Origin of the sequence: Xylophilus sp. GW821-FHT01B05 (assembly GCA_038961845.1) — a bacterium.
Lineage (GTDB): Bacteria > Pseudomonadota > Gammaproteobacteria > Burkholderiales > Burkholderiaceae_C > Xylophilus.
In genome coordinates this window covers 808,688-824,624 of sequence record CP152408.1, presented here as the reverse complement: position 1 = coordinate 824,624, position 15,937 = coordinate 808,688, and the positions used below count along the sequence as shown (strand labels likewise).

The 15,937-nt window shown below is 67.4% G+C and carries 13 protein-coding genes; 3 read left to right on the top strand and 10 right to left on the bottom strand.

From position 1 onward, the window contains the following. Positions 1-20 precede the first annotated feature (20 nt). From AAFF27_03975 to AAFF27_03930, 10 genes are read right to left on the bottom strand one after another with little or no spacing between them, the layout of a single operon-like run. Positions 21-845, bottom strand: a complete 825-nt coding sequence (locus AAFF27_03975; GenBank protein ID XAH24358.1) for a MetQ/NlpA family ABC transporter substrate-binding protein — start codon at positions 843-845, stop codon at positions 21-23. 11 nt (positions 846-856) lie between these two features. Then, a complete protein-coding gene (locus AAFF27_03970) occupies positions 857-1,666 on the bottom strand; it encodes a MetQ/NlpA family ABC transporter substrate-binding protein (protein ID XAH24357.1) in 810 nt (269 codons plus the stop codon). A gap of 4 nt (positions 1,667-1,670) precedes the next feature. Continuing rightward, positions 1,671-3,080: an LLM class flavin-dependent oxidoreductase gene (locus AAFF27_03965; GenBank protein XAH24356.1), complete on the bottom strand. Its 1,410-nt coding sequence runs from the start codon at positions 3,078-3,080 to the stop codon at positions 1,671-1,673. Between the two features lie 6 nt (positions 3,081-3,086). Continuing rightward, positions 3,087-4,040: an ABC transporter substrate-binding protein gene (locus AAFF27_03960; GenBank protein ID XAH24355.1), complete on the bottom strand. Its 954-nt coding sequence runs from the start codon at positions 4,038-4,040 to the stop codon at positions 3,087-3,089. Between the two features lie 13 nt (positions 4,041-4,053). Then, entirely contained in the window at positions 4,054-5,298 is a 1,245-nt protein-coding gene (locus AAFF27_03955) for an SfnB family sulfur acquisition oxidoreductase (protein ID XAH24354.1), read from the bottom strand. A 1-nt stretch (position 5,299) separates the two neighbouring features. Continuing rightward, a complete protein-coding gene (locus tag AAFF27_03950; GenBank protein XAH24353.1) occupies positions 5,300-6,553 on the bottom strand; it encodes an SfnB family sulfur acquisition oxidoreductase in 1,254 nt (417 codons plus the stop codon). Between the two features lie 28 nt (positions 6,554-6,581). Continuing rightward, positions 6,582-7,412 (bottom strand): ABC transporter permease, encoded by an 831-nt coding sequence (locus tag AAFF27_03945; GenBank protein ID XAH24352.1) that lies wholly within the window; start codon positions 7,410-7,412, stop codon positions 6,582-6,584. After that, positions 7,409-8,425, bottom strand: coding sequence for an ABC transporter permease (locus AAFF27_03940; protein ID XAH24351.1), 1,017 nt, complete (start codon positions 8,423-8,425; stop codon positions 7,409-7,411). Before AAFF27_03940 ends, AAFF27_03945 begins: the two co-directional genes overlap by 4 nt. 8 nt (positions 8,426-8,433) lie before the next feature. Then, positions 8,434-10,131 (bottom strand): ABC transporter substrate-binding protein, encoded by a 1,698-nt coding sequence (locus AAFF27_03935; protein ID XAH24350.1) that lies wholly within the window; start codon positions 10,129-10,131, stop codon positions 8,434-8,436. 48 nt (positions 10,132-10,179) lie between these two features. Continuing rightward, positions 10,180-11,928 (bottom strand): ABC transporter ATP-binding protein, encoded by a 1,749-nt coding sequence (locus AAFF27_03930; GenBank protein XAH24349.1) that lies wholly within the window; start codon positions 11,926-11,928, stop codon positions 10,180-10,182. A 494-nt stretch (positions 11,929-12,422) separates the two neighbouring features. Here AAFF27_03930 and AAFF27_03925 point away from each other — a divergent pair, with 494 nt between their 5' ends. From AAFF27_03925 to AAFF27_03915, 3 genes are read left to right on the top strand one after another with little or no spacing between them, the layout of a single operon-like run. Beyond that, positions 12,423-12,998 carry a biotin transporter BioY gene (locus AAFF27_03925; protein XAH24348.1) on the top strand — a complete coding sequence of 192 codons (576 nt, stop codon included), beginning with the start codon at positions 12,423-12,425 and terminating at the stop codon, positions 12,996-12,998. Further along, a complete protein-coding gene (locus AAFF27_03920; protein XAH24347.1) occupies positions 12,998-14,407 on the top strand; it encodes an AMP-binding protein in 1,410 nt (469 codons plus the stop codon). Before AAFF27_03925 ends, AAFF27_03920 begins: the two co-directional genes overlap by 1 nt. Continuing rightward, a complete protein-coding gene (locus tag AAFF27_03915; protein XAH24346.1) occupies positions 14,404-15,585 on the top strand; it encodes a beta-ketoacyl synthase N-terminal-like domain-containing protein in 1,182 nt (393 codons plus the stop codon). Before AAFF27_03920 ends, AAFF27_03915 begins: the two co-directional genes overlap by 4 nt. Positions 15,586-15,937: the final 352 nt, after the last annotated feature.

The following is a 15,937-nucleotide window of genomic DNA, read 5'->3' as shown; positions in this document are numbered from 1 at the left end:
GGCCTGCACGTGGAGCAGCTTCATGGTGCGGCCCTCTTCAACCAGGCCAGGCTGTAGAAGTTCTCGTTGCTGCCATAGGACTCGTGCAGTTGCTTGCGCACGGCGGGCGAGGCCTGGTAGATCGCGATGAATTTGGCCAGCCGTGGATCGGCCGCGTTGTCGTTGCGGGCCACGAACTGGATGGCCCAGTAGCTGTCTTCATCGATCGAATAGCGCAGGCCTGCAGCCGCCACATCCTTGCGGCCGGCCGTGACAAAGGCGCTGGGCGGCGTCACCACGGCGTCTACATCCTCGAACGAGCGCACCAGTTGCGGCCCTGGCACCTCGACAAATTTCAGCTTGCGTGGGTTGCCCGCTACGTCGTCGAGCGTGAACGAGCGCCCCGTGCCCGGGCGCAGCGTGAGCAGCCCCACATCGCGCAGGAAGGCCAGCGCCCGTGTCTGGTTGGCCGGGTCGTTCGACAGCGCAATGCGCGCGCCCGCAGGGATGTCTTCAGTACGGCGGTAACGGGCAGAGAAGAGCCCCAGGCTGCCGCGCAGGCCAACGGCCACGCTGCGAAACTTGTAGCCACGCTCCTTGATGGCGTTGTCGAGATAGGCCTGGTGCTGGAAGTAATTGGCATCGAGGTCGCCGGCCGCCAGCGCCGTGTTGGGCGTGGTCCAGTCGCTGAACTCCACCACCTTGACGTCGAGCCCCTGCTTCCTGGCCTCGGCAGCCGCGATCTCGGCCGAATCGGCCAATGGGCCGGGCGTGACGCCAATCCTGAGGGGCGCCTGTGCCCAGGCGGCACCGGCAAGCAGAACCAGCGCGGCTGCGCCGGCGCGGAGAGTGGTCAGTAGATTCATGGAGAAACGGATTACTGGTTCACCCAGGGCAAGCTGTAGAGCTTGTCGTTGTCGGCAAAGGACTTATGGATCTGCGCGCGCACCGCTGGCGAATCCTGGTAGATCTTCACGAACTTCAGCACGCGCGGGTCTTTTGCGTTGTCCTGGCGCGAGACGAAGCGAATGGCGAAGTACACGTCATCGATGCCCGAGTACAGCAGCGCGCTGCCGGCGATCTGCGGCTTGCCGGCGTTGACGTAGTGCGCCGGGTAGCCCTGGGCCAGGTCCAGGTCGTCGAGCGCGCGCACCAGTTGCGGGCCTTCTATTTCAGAGAACTTGAGCTTCTTCGGGTTGGCCACGATGTCGTTCAGCCCACCGCGCGCGCCCACGCCGTCGCGCAGCTTGATGAGGCCGGCTTTCTCCAGCAATTGCAGGCCGCGCCCCTGGTTGACCGGGTCATTGGCCACGCCTACGCGGGCCCCCTCCTTCAGTTCATCAAAGCGCTTGAGCTTGAGCGAATACAAGCCGATGTTGGGCAGCAGCCCCGTGGCCACGCTGGTGAACTTGTAGCCGCGCTCCTTGATGGCGTTATCGAGAAAGGCCTGGTGTTGGAAGTAGTTCAGATCGATGTCGCCCGCAGCCAGCGCCGTGTTGGGCGTGGTCCAGTCGGTGAACTCGATCACCTTCACGTCCAGGCCCTGCTGGCGCGCCTCTTTGGCGGCCACCTCGACCGAGTCGGCGAGCGAGCCCGGCGTGACGCCGATCTTGAGTTGCTGGGCCTGCGCCGTGGCGGCAAGCAGGAGCGAAGAGACGACGGCCCACAAGAGGCGAGGGAGTTTCATGGGATCAAACCTGCGACAGTTGGGGAAGGGAAGGGGCCGGCGCCCCCAGCGATGAAGGGTTGCGGAACTGCGCCGCCGCATGCCGTGCCGGCAGGCGGTCGCCCTCGCCACCAATACGGGCGCGCAGCGTGCCTTCGGCGTAGGCCGTCTTGTAGACGCCGCGCTGCTGCAGCTCGGGCACCACGAGGTCGACAAAGTCCTCGTAGCTCTCGGGCACTACCGTGCGGCTGATGTTGAAGCCGTCCACACCGGCCTCGTCGACCCAGGACTGCAGCTCGTCAGCCACCTGCCCTGCGTCACCGACGATGGCCGGGTAGCGCCCGCCAATCTCGAACAGGTCGAGCAGCTTGCGCCGCGTCCAGCCGTTCTGCTCGGCGGTGCGCGCAGCCGACTCGATGGCATTGGTCTTGCCGTATTCGATGCGTTCGTCCAGCCCGTAGCGCGCGTAGTCGATACCGACGCTCGCCGAGAAATGCGCAAGCCCGGCCTCGCGGCTGGCATAGCTCAGGTAGTCGGCGTACTTCTCGCGCGCCTGCTTCTCCGTTGCGCCCGGCACCACGGCAGCGCCCACAAAGACCTTGATGTCATCCGGCCGGCGGCCTGCCCGGACCAATTGCTCGCGCAGGACCTGCACGGATTTTCGCGCGGCCTCTTTGCTCGGCGGCGAGATGAAGACGCACTCCGCGTGCCGCGCCGCAAACTGCTGCCCGCGGCCCGAGCTGCCCGCCTGAAACAGCACCGGCGTGCGCTGCGGCGAGGGCTCGCTCAGGTGGTAGCCGTCGAGCTGGTAGTAGCGCCCCTGGTGCTGCACCTTGTGCACCCTGGCCGGGTCTGTAAACACGCGCGCGGCCTTGTCGCGGCGCACCGCCCCATCTTCCCAACTGCCCTCCCACAGCTTGTAGAGCACTTCCAGGTACTCGTCGGCGCGGTCGTAGCGCTCGTCGTGCGGGATCTGCTCGGTGCGGCCCATGGCGCGCGCGGCGCTGTCGAGGTAACCGGTGACGATGTTCCAGCCGATGCGCCCGCGGGTGAGGTGATCGAGCGTAGAGAACTTGCGCGCCAGCAGGTAGGGCTGCTCGTAGCTGAGGTTCACCGTCACGCCGAATCCCAGGTGCTTTGTCACTGCCGCCATGGCCGAGACCAGCAACAGCGGGTCGTTCACCGGCAACTGGATCGATTCACGCAGCGTGGTATCGATATTGCCCTGGTAGATGTCGTAGACGCCCACGATGTCGGCGATGAACAGGCCATCGAACAGGCCACGCTCCAGCGTGCGCGCCATCCCGGTCCAGTAGTCGATGCTGTTGTAGTCGCCGGAGTGGTCACGCGGGTGCGTCCACAGCCCGTGGTTGATATGGCCCACGCAGTTCATGTTGAACGCGTTGAGCAGGATCTGCTTCTTCTTGGCTGCCATGTGTGCCTACTGCGAGAGCGCTTGCGTGAACGAGGTGTCGATCACCTTGCGGGTGTCGAAGGCTGCGGGCAGCACCTCTACCTTGTGCAGGAAGTCGGCCGTACCCTGGATGTCGCGGGCGGCCTGCGCATCGACCGGGCCTACGGTGAGCCCCGCCTGGCGCAACCAGTGCCGCGACACCTCACGGTCCAGGTTGGCGCGCTGGGCCCAGGCGTCGGCATAGGCGTCGGTGTTGGCATTGACCCAGGCCCTGGCGGTTTTCAGGCGCACCAGAAAGTCGGCGATGGCCGCGCGCTTGGTCTCGATGGAGGGGCCGTAGGCCGCGATGGTGCTGAGCGCCGGGATCACGCCTTCGGCCGTGAACAGCGCCCGCGCGCCGGACTGCACGATCTGCTGCGAGATGTAGGGCTCCCAGACCGGGAAGGCGTCGATGCTGCCACCCGGCAGTGCGCTGGCCGCATCCAGCGGCATGAGCTTGACGAACTGCACATAGTCGGCCGGCAAGCCAGCCTTGTCCAGCGCCCCCAAGGTCAGTTGCTGGCTCCACGCACCGGGCCAATAGGCAACCTTCTTGCCCTTGAGGTCGGCAATGGTCTTGGCGGTGGAGTTCTTTGGCACCAGTAGCGCCACCGTCTTGGGGTTCTGCCGCGTCACGCCGATCAGCCGGGCCGTGCTGCTTTTGGAGGCCAGGAACAAGAAGCCCGAATCGCCCAGAAAGCCGATGTCGATGGCGCCCGCGTTGAGCGCCTCTGACAACGGCGCGGCCGCCTGGAAGCCCGACCACTCGACCTTGTACGAAGCCCCTTCCAGCGCCTTGGACAGCTCCACGGAGGCACGGATGTTGTAATAGTTCTGGTCACCGACCTTCAGCACGATTGGGTCAGCGGCGTGAGACGTGCCGGCCAGCAACAGGCCGGCAAGCAACAGGGACAGGCGGCGGTGGAAATTCAGGGGTCGCATGGTTCTGTGTCTTTCAAAGTGCGCCGTGGCGCGGTGGAATGCGGTCGTTGAGGTAGTAGTTGCCCACGGCGTGGTACTTCCAGCGCACCGGGTCATGCAGGGTGTGGGTGCGCGCGTTACGCCAGAAGCGATCCAGGCCCAGGCCGTCCAGCGTGGCGCTGGTGCCGGCCAGTTCGAACAGGCGGCTGCCCGCATCCAGCGAGGCGGTGGTGGTCAGTGCACGCGCCTCGGCTACGGCGATGGAAGCCGCGGCCACGCTGCGCTCGTCCGGCGCGGCCTGTGCGGTATCGACGATGCGGCCGGCGCGGCGCACCAGGGCTTCTGCCGCGCGCAGGCGTAGGGCGATCTCGCCCACCTGTTGGATCAGCAGCGGATCGTCGCTGGCGCGTTCTACCTTGGCATCGATCCAGGGACGAGAGCATTCACGCACAAAGGGCAGCGTGGCCGCCAATGCGCCGCGCCCGATGCCAAGGTCAATGGCCGCGTGCATGATCTGCGCGACGGGGCCGATGGTGGTTGGCCGCTCAAAGGAGGCGAGAAAGGGAACGACCCACTCGGCCTTCACCTGCACGTTGTCGAAGGTGACAGACCCACTGCCCGTCACCCGCTGGCCAAAGCCGTCCCAGTCATCGGTGATCTGCACGCCCTCGGCGTCGCGCGGGACGAAGGCCAGGTAGGTGACTTCACGCCCTTCTTCCAGCGCGGCCACCAAGGTAGGAATCCAGTGCGCGTACAGCGCGCCGGTGCAATAGAACTTGCGGCCATCCAGCCGGAATCCGCTGCCGTCAGGCGTGAGCCGCGTGCGGCGCTTGAAGTCCTTGTGGCCGACCTCGGCCAGTGCGTTGCCAAAGCGATCACCCGCCAGCACACGGCCATAGAAGAAACGCTGCTGCGCCGCGCTGCCGCCCACGCGCAATACCTCCAGCGCATAGAAATGGTTCTGCGGAATCTGGCCCAGCGAGCCATCGGCTGCGGAGATGATGGCCACTACCTCGGCCAACGTCGCATTCGACACGCCCGGGCCGCCAAAGGCCCGCGGCACGGTGATGGCCCACAGGCCGCTGGCGACAAAGGCGTCCAACTCGTCCCAAGGCAGGCGGCGCTCGCGGTCGCGCAGCGCGGCTTCGGGGGCGAATGCAGCGGCAAGGCGATGGGCTGCGGCGATGGCTTCGGCGTCGTCGCGGATGGTGGCGGGAACGCGCGCAGGCGGCGTCGCAGCGCGGGCTTCCGCTGGGGCGGGTGCAAGGTCTAGCGTCATCTCAGTTCCAGGAATGGCGAGCTGGCAAAACGCCGTTCAGCAAGTGGTTGCCCACGAGCTGCACCTTCCAGCGGACCGGGTCGTGCAGCGTGTGGGTGCGCGCGTTGCGCCAGTGGCGGTCCAGGTTGTGCTGGGCGCGCGTGGCCGATGAGCCGGCGAGTTCAAACAGCTTCTCGCTGGCTTCGAGCGCAATGCGCGTGGTGAGCACCTTGGCCTCAGCCACGGCGACCGAGGCGCGCGCGCTCGATGCCTCGGTCAAGGGCTGGGTGGCGATCTCGTCGAACAGGCGGCCGGTCTCCAGCAGCACTTCGCGGGCGGCATGCAGGTCGATCTGCAGGCGGCCCAGGTCCGCGATGATGTAAGGGTCGTCATGCGCGTGCGCCACGCCCGAGTCCATCCAGGGCCGCGCCTTCTCGCGCACAAAGCTGATGGCGTCGGCCACCGCTGCTTCGGCAATGCCCTGGTCGATGGCGGCCTGCACGATCTGCGAGTTGGGGCCAAACAGGCCGGGCCGGTCTGCCAGTTGCCAGATGGGGAGCACGTCGGCCTCGTCGATGGCCACGTTCTCGAACACCACACTGCCGCTGGCCGTGGTGCGTTGGCCAAAGGATGACCAATCGTCAATCACCGTGAGGCCCGGCGCATCGCGCGGCACCCAGACCTGCACGGCGCGGCCATCGTCGTCCAGTGCGCGCGAAGGGATGCGGTGCGCAAACAGCGCACCGGTCGAATAGAAGCGCCGCCCGCTCAGGCGCAAGCCTTGCGGTGTGCGCACCAGGCGCGTCGTGCCCTGCAGGATGGTGGCGGCGTCCTTGGAGCGGCGCTCCGGCCCGCCGTTGCCCAGGCGCCGGCCGGCCAGCACTTCGCCATACAGGCGCTGCTTCTGTGCCTCGGTGCCGACCTCGCGCAGCACACCCAGCAGGCCGAAGTGGTTCTGCGGGATCTGGCCCAGCGCCGGATCGGCCGCGCACAGAATGACGAAGACCTCGGCCAGCGTGGCATAGGACACGTCTGCACCGCCATGCTCGCGCGGCACGGTGATGCCGCCCAGTCCGCTTTCAGACCAAAGGTGCAGCTCGTCCCACGGCAGGCGCCGCTCGCGGTCGCGCTGCGAAGCGCCCACCGCGAACGTGGCCGCAAGGCGGTGTGCCGCCTCCAGCGCCTGGGCATCGCTGGCGATGCGCTGCACCCGCGCGGGGTCGGGTATGCGCGGCAGGCGCGGGGTGTCGGGAAGGTTTTCGGAAATAAGGGACATCGATGTCTCGTCAGGGAATGGGGGGTTGCTAGGCCTGCCGCGCACGGCGCAGGCGTGGATTGAGTGCGGCATGCAAGGCATCGCTCAACAGGTTCAGGCCCAGCACCGTGAGCACGATGGCGACGCCGGGGATGGCCGTCATGTACCAGGCGGTGCGCAGCGCGTCACGGCCCAGGCCGATCATGGAACCCCAGCTCACGACGTTGGGATCGCCCAAACCGAGGAAGGACAGGCCAGCCTCGGACAGGATGGCGTTGGCCACCAGCAGCGCCGTCGAGACGATGACCGGCGTCCATGCATTGGGCAGGATCTCGCGGAAGATCAGGTGCGCGTCACTGGCCCCCAGCGCAATGCTGGCCTTGACAAACTCGCGCTCGCGCAGCGACAAAAATTCAGCCCGCACCAGCCGCGCAATGCTGGTCCACGAGGTCACGCCCAGCGCAAACACGATGGTGCCGATGGAGGGCTGCAACACCGCCACCAAAATGATCGCCAGCAGAAAGGCCGGGATGGTCTGGAAGAACTCGGTGATGCGCGTAAGCACCGCGTCCACCCGCCCACCGTAGAAGCCCGCAGCCGCACCAAGCGCGATGCCAATCACCAGCGCAATCAGCGCTGATGACACCCCCACCAGCAGCGACACCCGCGCACCGTGCAGCAGCCCGGCCGCCAGATCGCGTCCCATGAGGTCGGTGCCCAGTGGCACCGCGGCGTCATTGCCGGGCCACACAAAGGGCGCGCCCACCATGTCCAGCGGATCGCCGGGATAGAGCACGCCGGCCAGCAGTGCCGCCGCGAACACAAGCAGCAGGATGCTGCCGCCGAGCAGGATGGAGGGCTGCAGGTACCAGCGCTTCATGCGGCCTCCGCTGCGTCCGCCGCCTGCACCTGGCCACCAATGGCCAGGCGTGCGCGCACACGCGGGTCCAGCTGGCCCTGCAGCAAGTCCACCAGCAGATTGGTCAGCACCACCAGCACACCGCTGAGCAGCAACACCGCCAGCAGCAAGGGAATGTCGCGGCTCTTGATGGCCTCGAACGAGAGCTGGCCCAGGCCGGGCCAGCCAAACACCGTCTCCACCACGATGGAGCCGCCCAGCAGCGCACTGCTCTGCAGGCCCAGCATGGTGAGCACCGGCAACACGGCATTGCTCAGCGCGTGCACGAAGATCACGCGCGCCTCGCCCGCGCCCTTGGCACGCGCGGTGCGGATGTAGTCCTCGGCCAGCGTCTCGATCATCGAGGCGCGCGACAGCCGTGCGTACACCGCCACGTAGTAGATCGCCAGCGTAAGCGCCGGCAGCACCAGGTGGTGCGCGTAGTCCAGCCACAGGCGCAGGCCGGCGTGGCCGGCGCTGACGTCGCGCAGCCCGCCAATCGGCAGCCAATTCAGCTGCACGCCAAACAGCACGATCAGCATCAGCGCCGTCCAGAACATGGGCGCCGAGTAGCCCAGCGTGGCAAGTGCAGAGATCACGGTATCCAACGCACCATGCGGGCGCCGTGCCGCGGCAATGCCCAGCAGCACGCCCACCAGCACCGAGAGGCTCAGCGCCGTACCGACCAGCGCCAGCGTGGGGCCGAGCCGGTCCAGCACCAGGCCCAGCACAGGCTCGCCAAAGCGGAACGAAAAGCCCAGGTCACCCTGCGCGATGCGGCCAAGGTAGCTCAGCAACTGCTCAAACGCATTGCGGTCCAGCCCATACATCTGGCGCAACTGCGCGACGTAGTCGGCTGTGACGCTGCCGCTCTCGCTGGCGATTACGTCCACCAGGTCGCCTGGCAGCGCCTTCAGCAGCGCAAAGTTGAGCACCGCCGTGGACAGCACCACGCCCAGCAGTTGCAGCAGCCGGCGGAGGACTCGCTTGGTCATCGGCAGGCTCACCTCTTCGCGTCCAGCCAGACGCGCGCGAAGTTGCTCTGGCTGTGGTTGAAGGAGTCGGTCACGTTGCGCAGGTTGCGCGCCCAGATGCCGAACCAGCGGAACTCGAAGAGGTTGATCTGCGACAGGTCGCGTTGCACGATCTTCTGCAGCTCGTGGTACAGGGCCACACGCTTGGCTGGATCAGGCTCGGTCTGCGCAGCCTCGATCACGCGGTCGGCTTCGGCGCTGGCGTAGCCAGAGGCGTTGGTCCAGGGCGTGCCCTTGCTCTCGGACTTGGACCAGTAGAGCGGCTCCACGCCCAACTGCGGATCGGACCAGTTCACGCCCCAGGAACTGGCGAGCTGGTAGTTGTAGTCGGCGAACACGTTCTTCGACCAGGTCGCAAGATCGAGCGCACGCAGCGTCACGTCGATGCCAACGGCGCGCAGCGCCTGCCGCACGAACTCGCCAGTACGTCGGTAGTCATCGCCAAAGGGAATGAAGTCGTGGTTGAGCTTGAAGCGCCAGCCGTCGGCCTTCTTGGGGTAGCCGGCCTCGTCGAGCAGCGCTTGCGCCTTCTGGGTGTCGAACGGGTACTGCTGCGTGTCCTTGGTATAGAAGGAGCTGACCTGCGAGGCCACCGGCCCCGTGGCGGGCCTGGCATAGCCGCCCCACACCGTCTTCACCAGCAGATCCTTGTTGACCGCATGCGCAATGGCCTGGCGCACCTTGAGGTTGCCAAGGATCGGGTCGCGCAGGTTGGGCAGCAGCCACAGCACGGTGGCAAAGCCGTTGTAGCCGGCCGTGTCGAGCGTGAGCTGCGGCAGCTTGGCCAGCCGGTCGGCGTCGGCGAAGGTCACGGGATTGCGCTCGCCGTACTGGATGGCGCCGGTCTCCAGCGCGGTGGCGCGGCCCGCTACGTCGGGGATGATCTTGAAGGTGAGCTTGTCGAGATACGGCAGGCCGGGCACCCAGTATTTGTCAAAGCGCTCCAGCGCAATGTGGCTGCCGCGCGACCACTCCTTGAACACAAAAGGCCCGGTGCCCACGGGCTTGTTGTTGTAGGGATTGTTCGGGATGTCCGTGCCTTCGTACAGGTGCTTGGGCAGGATGGGTGCCGCCACCACGTCAAGCGCGTTGAGCACCACGGGCGTGGGCTTGGCCAGCGTCAGCACGATGCTGTGGCTGTCGGGTGCCTCGACCTTGGACAGATGCTGGAACACCCGGCGCGCAAACGGGGCGTATTGCTTCCACACGTTCTCGGCAGAAAACTTCACGTCGGCAGAAGTAAAGGGCTTGCCGTCGTGCCAGAGCACGTTCTTGCGCAGCTTGATGCGCACCGTCAGCCCGTCTGGCGAGACCTCCACGCTTTCAGCCAGTTGCGGGCGCGGTTTGAGGTCAGGGCCGTAATCCAGCAGGCCGTCGAATATCTTGCTAACCACCGTGCGACCGGGCGTCGAGGTGTTGATGAAGAAGGCCAGCGTCGGCGGCTCGGGGTGCACCGTCGCGTCAAGCGAGCCCCCACGCTGCGCGCCCTGCTCGGTGTTGGGCAGGCTGCCGATCTCGGCCTGGGCTGCGCCGGGCCACAGCCCCCCGACCAAGCCCGTGGCCAGCAGCGCGCCTGTCATGCCGAACAGTTGGCGGCGGCGCAGCTCCAGCGTGATGTCGTCGTCTTGCGCGTCATGGCTGGTGGCGGGGCCTTGGGTTGCGGTCATGGCGGGTCTTTCGATCGAGAGTGGATGAATGGGAGGAAAGCGCCGCGCCTACGCAACGGCACGAAGCCGGGGCCTGGCACCGACATCAGGCACGGTGGGCTGCGCCTGCGCACGGCCAGGTACGGCTGCAAGCAGCGTGCGGGTGTAGGGGTGTTGCGGGTCTGCCCAGATGCCTTCTGGCGTGCCCTGCTCGACGATGCGCCCGCCGTGCATCACCAGCACGCGGTCGGCGATGTAGCGCACCACGGCCAGGTCATGCGATATGAACAGGTAGGCCAGGCCGTAGGCGCTCTTCAGGTCCACCAGCAGGTTCAGGATCTGGGCCTGGATCGACACGTCCAGCGCCGACACCGGCTCGTCGCAAATCACCAACTCGGGCCGCAGCACCAGCGCGCGGGCAATGCCAATGCGCTGGCGCTGGCCGCCCGAGAACTCGTGTGGATAGCGGCTGCGCGCGCCAGCCCCCAGGCCTACGTCGTCGAGCACGGCGGCAATGCGGCGCTCTCTTTCCGCGCGTTGCCGCACGCCATGGATCGCCAGCGCGTAGTGCAGGATGTCTTCGACCCGCTGGCGCGGGTTGAGCGAGCTGTACGGGTCCTGGAAGATCATCTGCACGCGCCGCCGCCAGGGCAGCAGCGCGCGGGGCGACAGCGGCAGCAGGTCTTGCCCATCGAACAGCACGCGGCCGCCCTGGGCCGGCACCAGGCGCACGATGGCGCGCGACAGGCTCGACTTGCCGCAGCCCGATTCACCGACCAGGCCCACCGTCTCGCCGGCACCGATGGTCAGCGAGACACCGTTGACCGCTGTGGTGGTGCCGCCGTTGCCGGCATAGCGCACCTGCAATTGCTCAACCGACAGCAGCGCTGCGGCGGGTACGGGCGTTGCAGTTGCGGCAATACGTACCGGTGCACGCACCAGCGCAAAGTTGCCCGGCATGTCCTGGCGTATCTCAGCCAGCCGCGCGCTGCGGTAGTGCAGGTCAGGCTCCAGGTGCAGCGAGGCGCCAAGCAGGCCCCGCGTATAGGTGTGGCGCGGCGCGGCAAAGACCTGGGCTGTAGCGCCCTCCTCCAGCTTGCGGCCGCCATGCATCACGGCCACGCGCTCGGCCCATTGCTCGACCACGCCAAGGTCATGCGTGATCAGCAGCACGGCCATGCCCAGCTCGCGCCGCAGCTCATCAATCAGCGCCAGGATCTGCGCCTGTATGGTCACATCCAGCGCCGTGGTCGGCTCGTCGGCGATCAGCAGCCTTGGGCGGCAGGCCACGGCCATGGCAATCATCACGCGCTGGCGCTGGCCGCCTGATAGATGGTGCGGATAGTCGTCAAAGCGGCGCGCGGCCTGCGGCAGGTGCACCAAGTCCAGCAGCTCAATGGCGCGTGCGCGGGCCTGGGCGCGCGGCAGCGGCTGGTGCAGCGTGATCGCTTCCGCCACCTGCTGGCCAATGCTGAGCACCGGGTTCAATGAAGTCATGGGCTCCTGGAAGATCATGGAGATCTCCCGGCCCCGCAGGTCAGCCAGCGCGCGCTCCGGCAAGGCCAGCAGGTCGCGCCCGGCAAAGCGCAAGGTGCCAGACAGCCGCGCCTGTGCCGGCAGCAGGCGCATCACCGCCAAGGCCGTGGTCGACTTGCCGCAGCCCGACTCGCCCACCAGCGCCAGCGTTTCGCCGGCATGGATCTGCAGGTCCAGCGCCTGCACGGCCGTGTGGCCGGCAAAGCGCACGCCCAGCGACCGGATGTCGAGCAGTGCTTCGTCGCCGGCCTTTGCTTGCGGCGTTCGCGGGATGCCTTGCATCACGCCACGGCACTCACGCGCGGCACTGCGGCAACTGCTCGCGCAAGATCCAGCGTGCGAGACGGTCGTTGCGGATCGCCGGAAACGGCGACCACTTGAAGTTTGTTGGCCATGCGGGGTGCTTGTTGACAAGGCCACCATGGAGGTGGGCGTGCACCCTCTAGTGCAGGCAGCGTGCCAGCCGCGATTTCCAATGAAATCAAGCGCTTGCGTACCTTCTGTAGCAGTTGGGCATGCATGCCGGCCAGCAGCCTGCTGGCACGCTGCTGCAAGTGAAGCAGCCGCACCAAACATCGCAGATGGATATGCGAAAAATGCCTGTGCAGAAGCAAAATTCCAGCCCGCACGCCGGCGCTGCTACTGCAGCAGCAATCCCGCCATCAAGGGCAGATGGCGACACCCGGCAAGCAGCACCTGGGATGATGCGATCCTTTCGCCAAGGCCGCCATTTACCTGGTCCGAGGAAAATCGAGCCCGCGCCACGTTCAAGCACCATGACCACCCAATCCCTTACCTCCTCCCGCTCCCTCTCGTACATAGCCCTCTTCGCGGCACTGCTTGCGGCCTTTGGCCTGATCCCCAAGATCGACCTGCCCTTTGGCGTGCCCATCACCCTGCAGACGCTGGGCGTGATGCTGGCCGGCTGCCTGCTTGGGCCGCGGCGCGCTTTTTATGCGGTGGCGCTGTTCATGCTGGCCGTGGCGCTGGGCCTGCCGCTGCTGGCGGGTGGGCGTGGCGGGCTGGGCGTGTTTGTGGCGCCGTCCTCAGGCTTTCTGATTGGCTGGCTGTTTGGCGCGCCGGTGTCTGGCTGGCTCATGCGCCGCATGGCCGGTGCGCGCGGCAACGCGCTGCTGGCGGCGGCCTTTGTGTCGGCGCTGGTGGGCGGCATTGGGGTGGTCTACCTGTTTGGCATCGTCGGGCTGTCGCTGGCCGCACACCTGACGCTGGCGCAGGCCGGGTTGGCGGTGCTGGCCTTTGTGCCGGGCGACCTGATCAAGTGCGGTGTGTGCGCCCTGCTCGTGCAAACCGTGATGCGCGGCATGCCCGGCTGGCGGCTCGATCGAGACTGATGCCGATTGACTTCCCCACCGTCCACGCGCCGCTTGCGTGGTGGGCGGCACGCACGCCGCACGCCCTGGCGCTGGACGACGGCACGCTGCGGCTGGACTTTGCCGGCCTGGCCGCGCAGGTGGCCACCGGGGCGCAGGCCCTGCACGATGCCCCCGCCATCGCCTGGGTAGACGGCAGCGCATCGCCGGGCGCGCAGATCGTGCGCTTTCTGGCCATCCTGGCCAGCGGCCGCACCGCTGCCGTCAGCGACCCAGACTGGCCGCCCGCCGTGCGCACGCAGGTGCTGGCGCGCATGCAAGGCGTGGCCTCGCCCACCGCGCCCGGGCAGGCCGGTGTGCCGCAAGGGCCTTTCTACATCGGCTTTACCTCGGGCAGCACCGGCGTGCCCAAGGGCTTCCGGCGCAGCCACCGCTCGTGGACCAGCAGCTTTGCCGTGTGCGTGGACACCTTTGGCGCCGGTGCCAGCGCGCCCGTGCTGGCGCCGGGGCGCATGTCGCATTCGCTCTTCCTGTTTGGCGCGCTGATGGGCCTGTGGAGCGGCGCCGGCATGCACCTGCAGCCGCGCTTCTCTGCCACCGCCGCGCTGCAAACACTGCGCCGTGGCGATGCCCTGTGCCTGGTGGCCGTGCCCAGCCAGTTGCTGTTGATGCTGGAGCTGGCGCGCCGCCAACGGCTGGCGCCCGTGCCGGCCACGCAGCTCATTTTGATCAGCGGCGCGCCCTGGCCGCGTGCGCGCACGGCGGACCTGCAGGCGCTGTTCCCGCAGGCGCGCATTGTCGAGTTCTATGGCGCATCAGAGACCAGCTTTATCGCCTGGGCCGACAGCGACGCCGCCCTGCCACACAGCGCGGTCGGCCGCCCCTTTGCAAATGTGCAGCTGCGCATTGATGCCTCGGGCGACGACGCAAACGCCGGCCTGATCTACGTGCGCAGCCCCATGGTCTTTGACGACTACGTGACCCTGGCGCCGGGGCAAGACGGCAGCGCCGTGCTGCGCGACGGCGACTGGCTGTCGGTGCGCGACATGGGCCATGTCGATGAGCAGGGCTTTCTGCACCTGCGCGGCCGGCAGCAGCGCATGTTCACCGTGCAAGGCAAGAACCTGTTCCCCGAAGAGGTAGAGCATGCGCTGGCCGCCCACCCCGCCGTGGCCGCCGTGTCGGTACAGCCCATGCCCGATGCGCTGCGCGGGCAGCAGCCCGTAGCGGTTCTGCAGTTGCGTGAACTGGATGCGGTGACTGCAACCGCGCTGGCCACCTGGTGCCGCACACGGCTGGAGCCCTACAAGACGCCACGCCATTTCTACCTGTGCCCCGACTGGCCGCGCACGCCCAGCGGCAAGACCGATCACCCACAGCTCGCCCGCTGGCTGGCAGACGCCGGCACCGCGCAGCTGCAGCCGCTGTGAACGATTCCCCCGTCATCCTGGGCTGGGCCCGCAGCGCCGTCTGCCCCGTGGGCGGCGCGCTATCGCAACTGGCCGCGCACGAGATCGGCGCGCCCGTGCTGCTGGGCCTGCTCGCGCGCTTTGGCATCCCGCGCAGCGCCATCGACGCAGTAGTGGCCGGCAATGCCCTGGGCGCGGGCGGCAACCCCGCCCGCATGCTGGCCCTGGCCGCCGGCCTGCCGGATCGCACCGCCGCGCTCAGCGTAGACACCCAATGCTGCGCCGGCCTGGACGCCGTCACCCTGGCCGCCGGCCTGCTGGCCAGCGGCAGCGCGCAGGTGGTGGTGGCCGGTGGCCTGGAAGCCTGGAGCCGCGCCCCCATCCGCCAGCACCGCCCCCGCACGCCGCAAGAGGCCGCCGTGCCCTACGAGCGCCCCGCCTTCGCCCCCGACCCGCAACGCGACCCCGACCTGCCCCTGGCCGCCGCCCGCTACGCCGCCCAACACGGCATCACCCGCGCCGCGCAGGATGCGTATGCGGCACAAAGCCACGCCCGCGCCCTGGCCTGGCGCAGCCGCATGGCGGCAGAGATCGTGCCCATAGGCAGCGCGACAGAAGACAGCTACGCGCGGGTGCTGACGCCAGAGCGCATGGCGCGCATGCCTGTTGCGGCAGTCAGCGATGTATTGCCCGCCGATGGCAGCGACCCCCACACATTCGCCGTAAGCCGCATCGCCATCGCGCCCAAAGCGGATGGTGCGGCCTTCGTGGTGCTGGCTACGCCGCAGGCTGCCGCGGCGCTGGGGGTGGCGGCGCAGTTTCGGTGGTGTGGTGGGGTGTCGGTGGGCGCAGCGCCGGAGATGCCGATGCTGGCGGCTACTGATGCTGCACGGGCGGTGTTGGCGCGTACCGGCGTCGCGGCAGAGGCGCTATGGGACGTGGAGTTGCACGAGGCGTTTGCGGTGCAGGCGCTGGCGTTTGGTGAGGCTTTGGGGATTGCGCCTGAGCGGCTGAACCGTGGAGGCGGCGGGTTGGGGCGGGGGCATCCGATTGGGAGTTCTGGGGCGGTGAGTTTGGTGAGGTTGTTGGGGGATATGCGGGGTGAGGCGCCAGTGGGTGGGCGGGGACTAGTGGCAATTGCGGGTGCTGGGGGCGTAGCGGCTGCAGGGGTGGTGGAGCGGGGGGTTTTGCGGACTTGAGGATTGCGCCCCCCGTGCAATGATTGGGCCTCTTCTATATGCGCGACGTCGCGAAAACTCTATTGACGCAATGGCTGCCAAGACAGGAGACCTGGCCGACTCCTCTGACAAGTTCGCCCGATTGACCTATCGCTCGACTTCATCGCCGCATTGCTTGGGACTGCTTCGCAGTCGGGGTGACCTAGGAGTCTGCGCGGCAGAAGGAACTGAGGATGGCCACCAAAACTTCGACCTCTCAGAATCGCGCAGGAGCCACGAACGGGAAGCTTGCAAGGGGTCAAGCACCTCTGAAATCGCCGAAATTTTCAGCTTGCCGTTTCTGCTGCGCAGACTTCTAGCCAATCGGGCGGCT

Coding starts and splice junctions, on each gene's coding strand:
- AAFF27_03925 (XAH24348.1), top strand. CDS start 12,423: ATGACCACCCAATCCCTTACCTCCTCCCGCTCCCTCTCGTACATAGCC.
- AAFF27_03955 (XAH24354.1), bottom strand. CDS start 5,298: ATGACGCTAGACCTTGCACCCGCCCCAGCGGAAGCCCGCGCTGCGACG.
- AAFF27_03965 (XAH24356.1), bottom strand. CDS start 3,080: ATGGCAGCCAAGAAGAAGCAGATCCTGCTCAACGCGTTCAACATGAAC.
- AAFF27_03930 (XAH24349.1), bottom strand. CDS start 11,928: ATGCAAGGCATCCCGCGAACGCCGCAAGCAAAGGCCGGCGACGAAGCA.
- AAFF27_03920 (XAH24347.1), top strand. CDS start 12,998: ATGCCGATTGACTTCCCCACCGTCCACGCGCCGCTTGCGTGGTGGGCG.
- AAFF27_03975 (XAH24358.1), bottom strand. CDS start 845: ATGAATCTACTGACCACTCTCCGCGCCGGCGCAGCCGCGCTGGTTCTG.
- AAFF27_03945 (XAH24352.1), bottom strand. CDS start 7,412: ATGAAGCGCTGGTACCTGCAGCCCTCCATCCTGCTCGGCGGCAGCATC.
- AAFF27_03950 (XAH24353.1), bottom strand. CDS start 6,553: ATGTCCCTTATTTCCGAAAACCTTCCCGACACCCCGCGCCTGCCGCGC.
- AAFF27_03970 (XAH24357.1), bottom strand. CDS start 1,666: ATGAAACTCCCTCGCCTCTTGTGGGCCGTCGTCTCTTCGCTCCTGCTT.
- AAFF27_03935 (XAH24350.1), bottom strand. CDS start 10,131: ATGACCGCAACCCAAGGCCCCGCCACCAGCCATGACGCGCAAGACGAC.
- AAFF27_03940 (XAH24351.1), bottom strand. CDS start 8,425: ATGACCAAGCGAGTCCTCCGCCGGCTGCTGCAACTGCTGGGCGTGGTG.
- AAFF27_03960 (XAH24355.1), bottom strand. CDS start 4,040: ATGCGACCCCTGAATTTCCACCGCCGCCTGTCCCTGTTGCTTGCCGGC.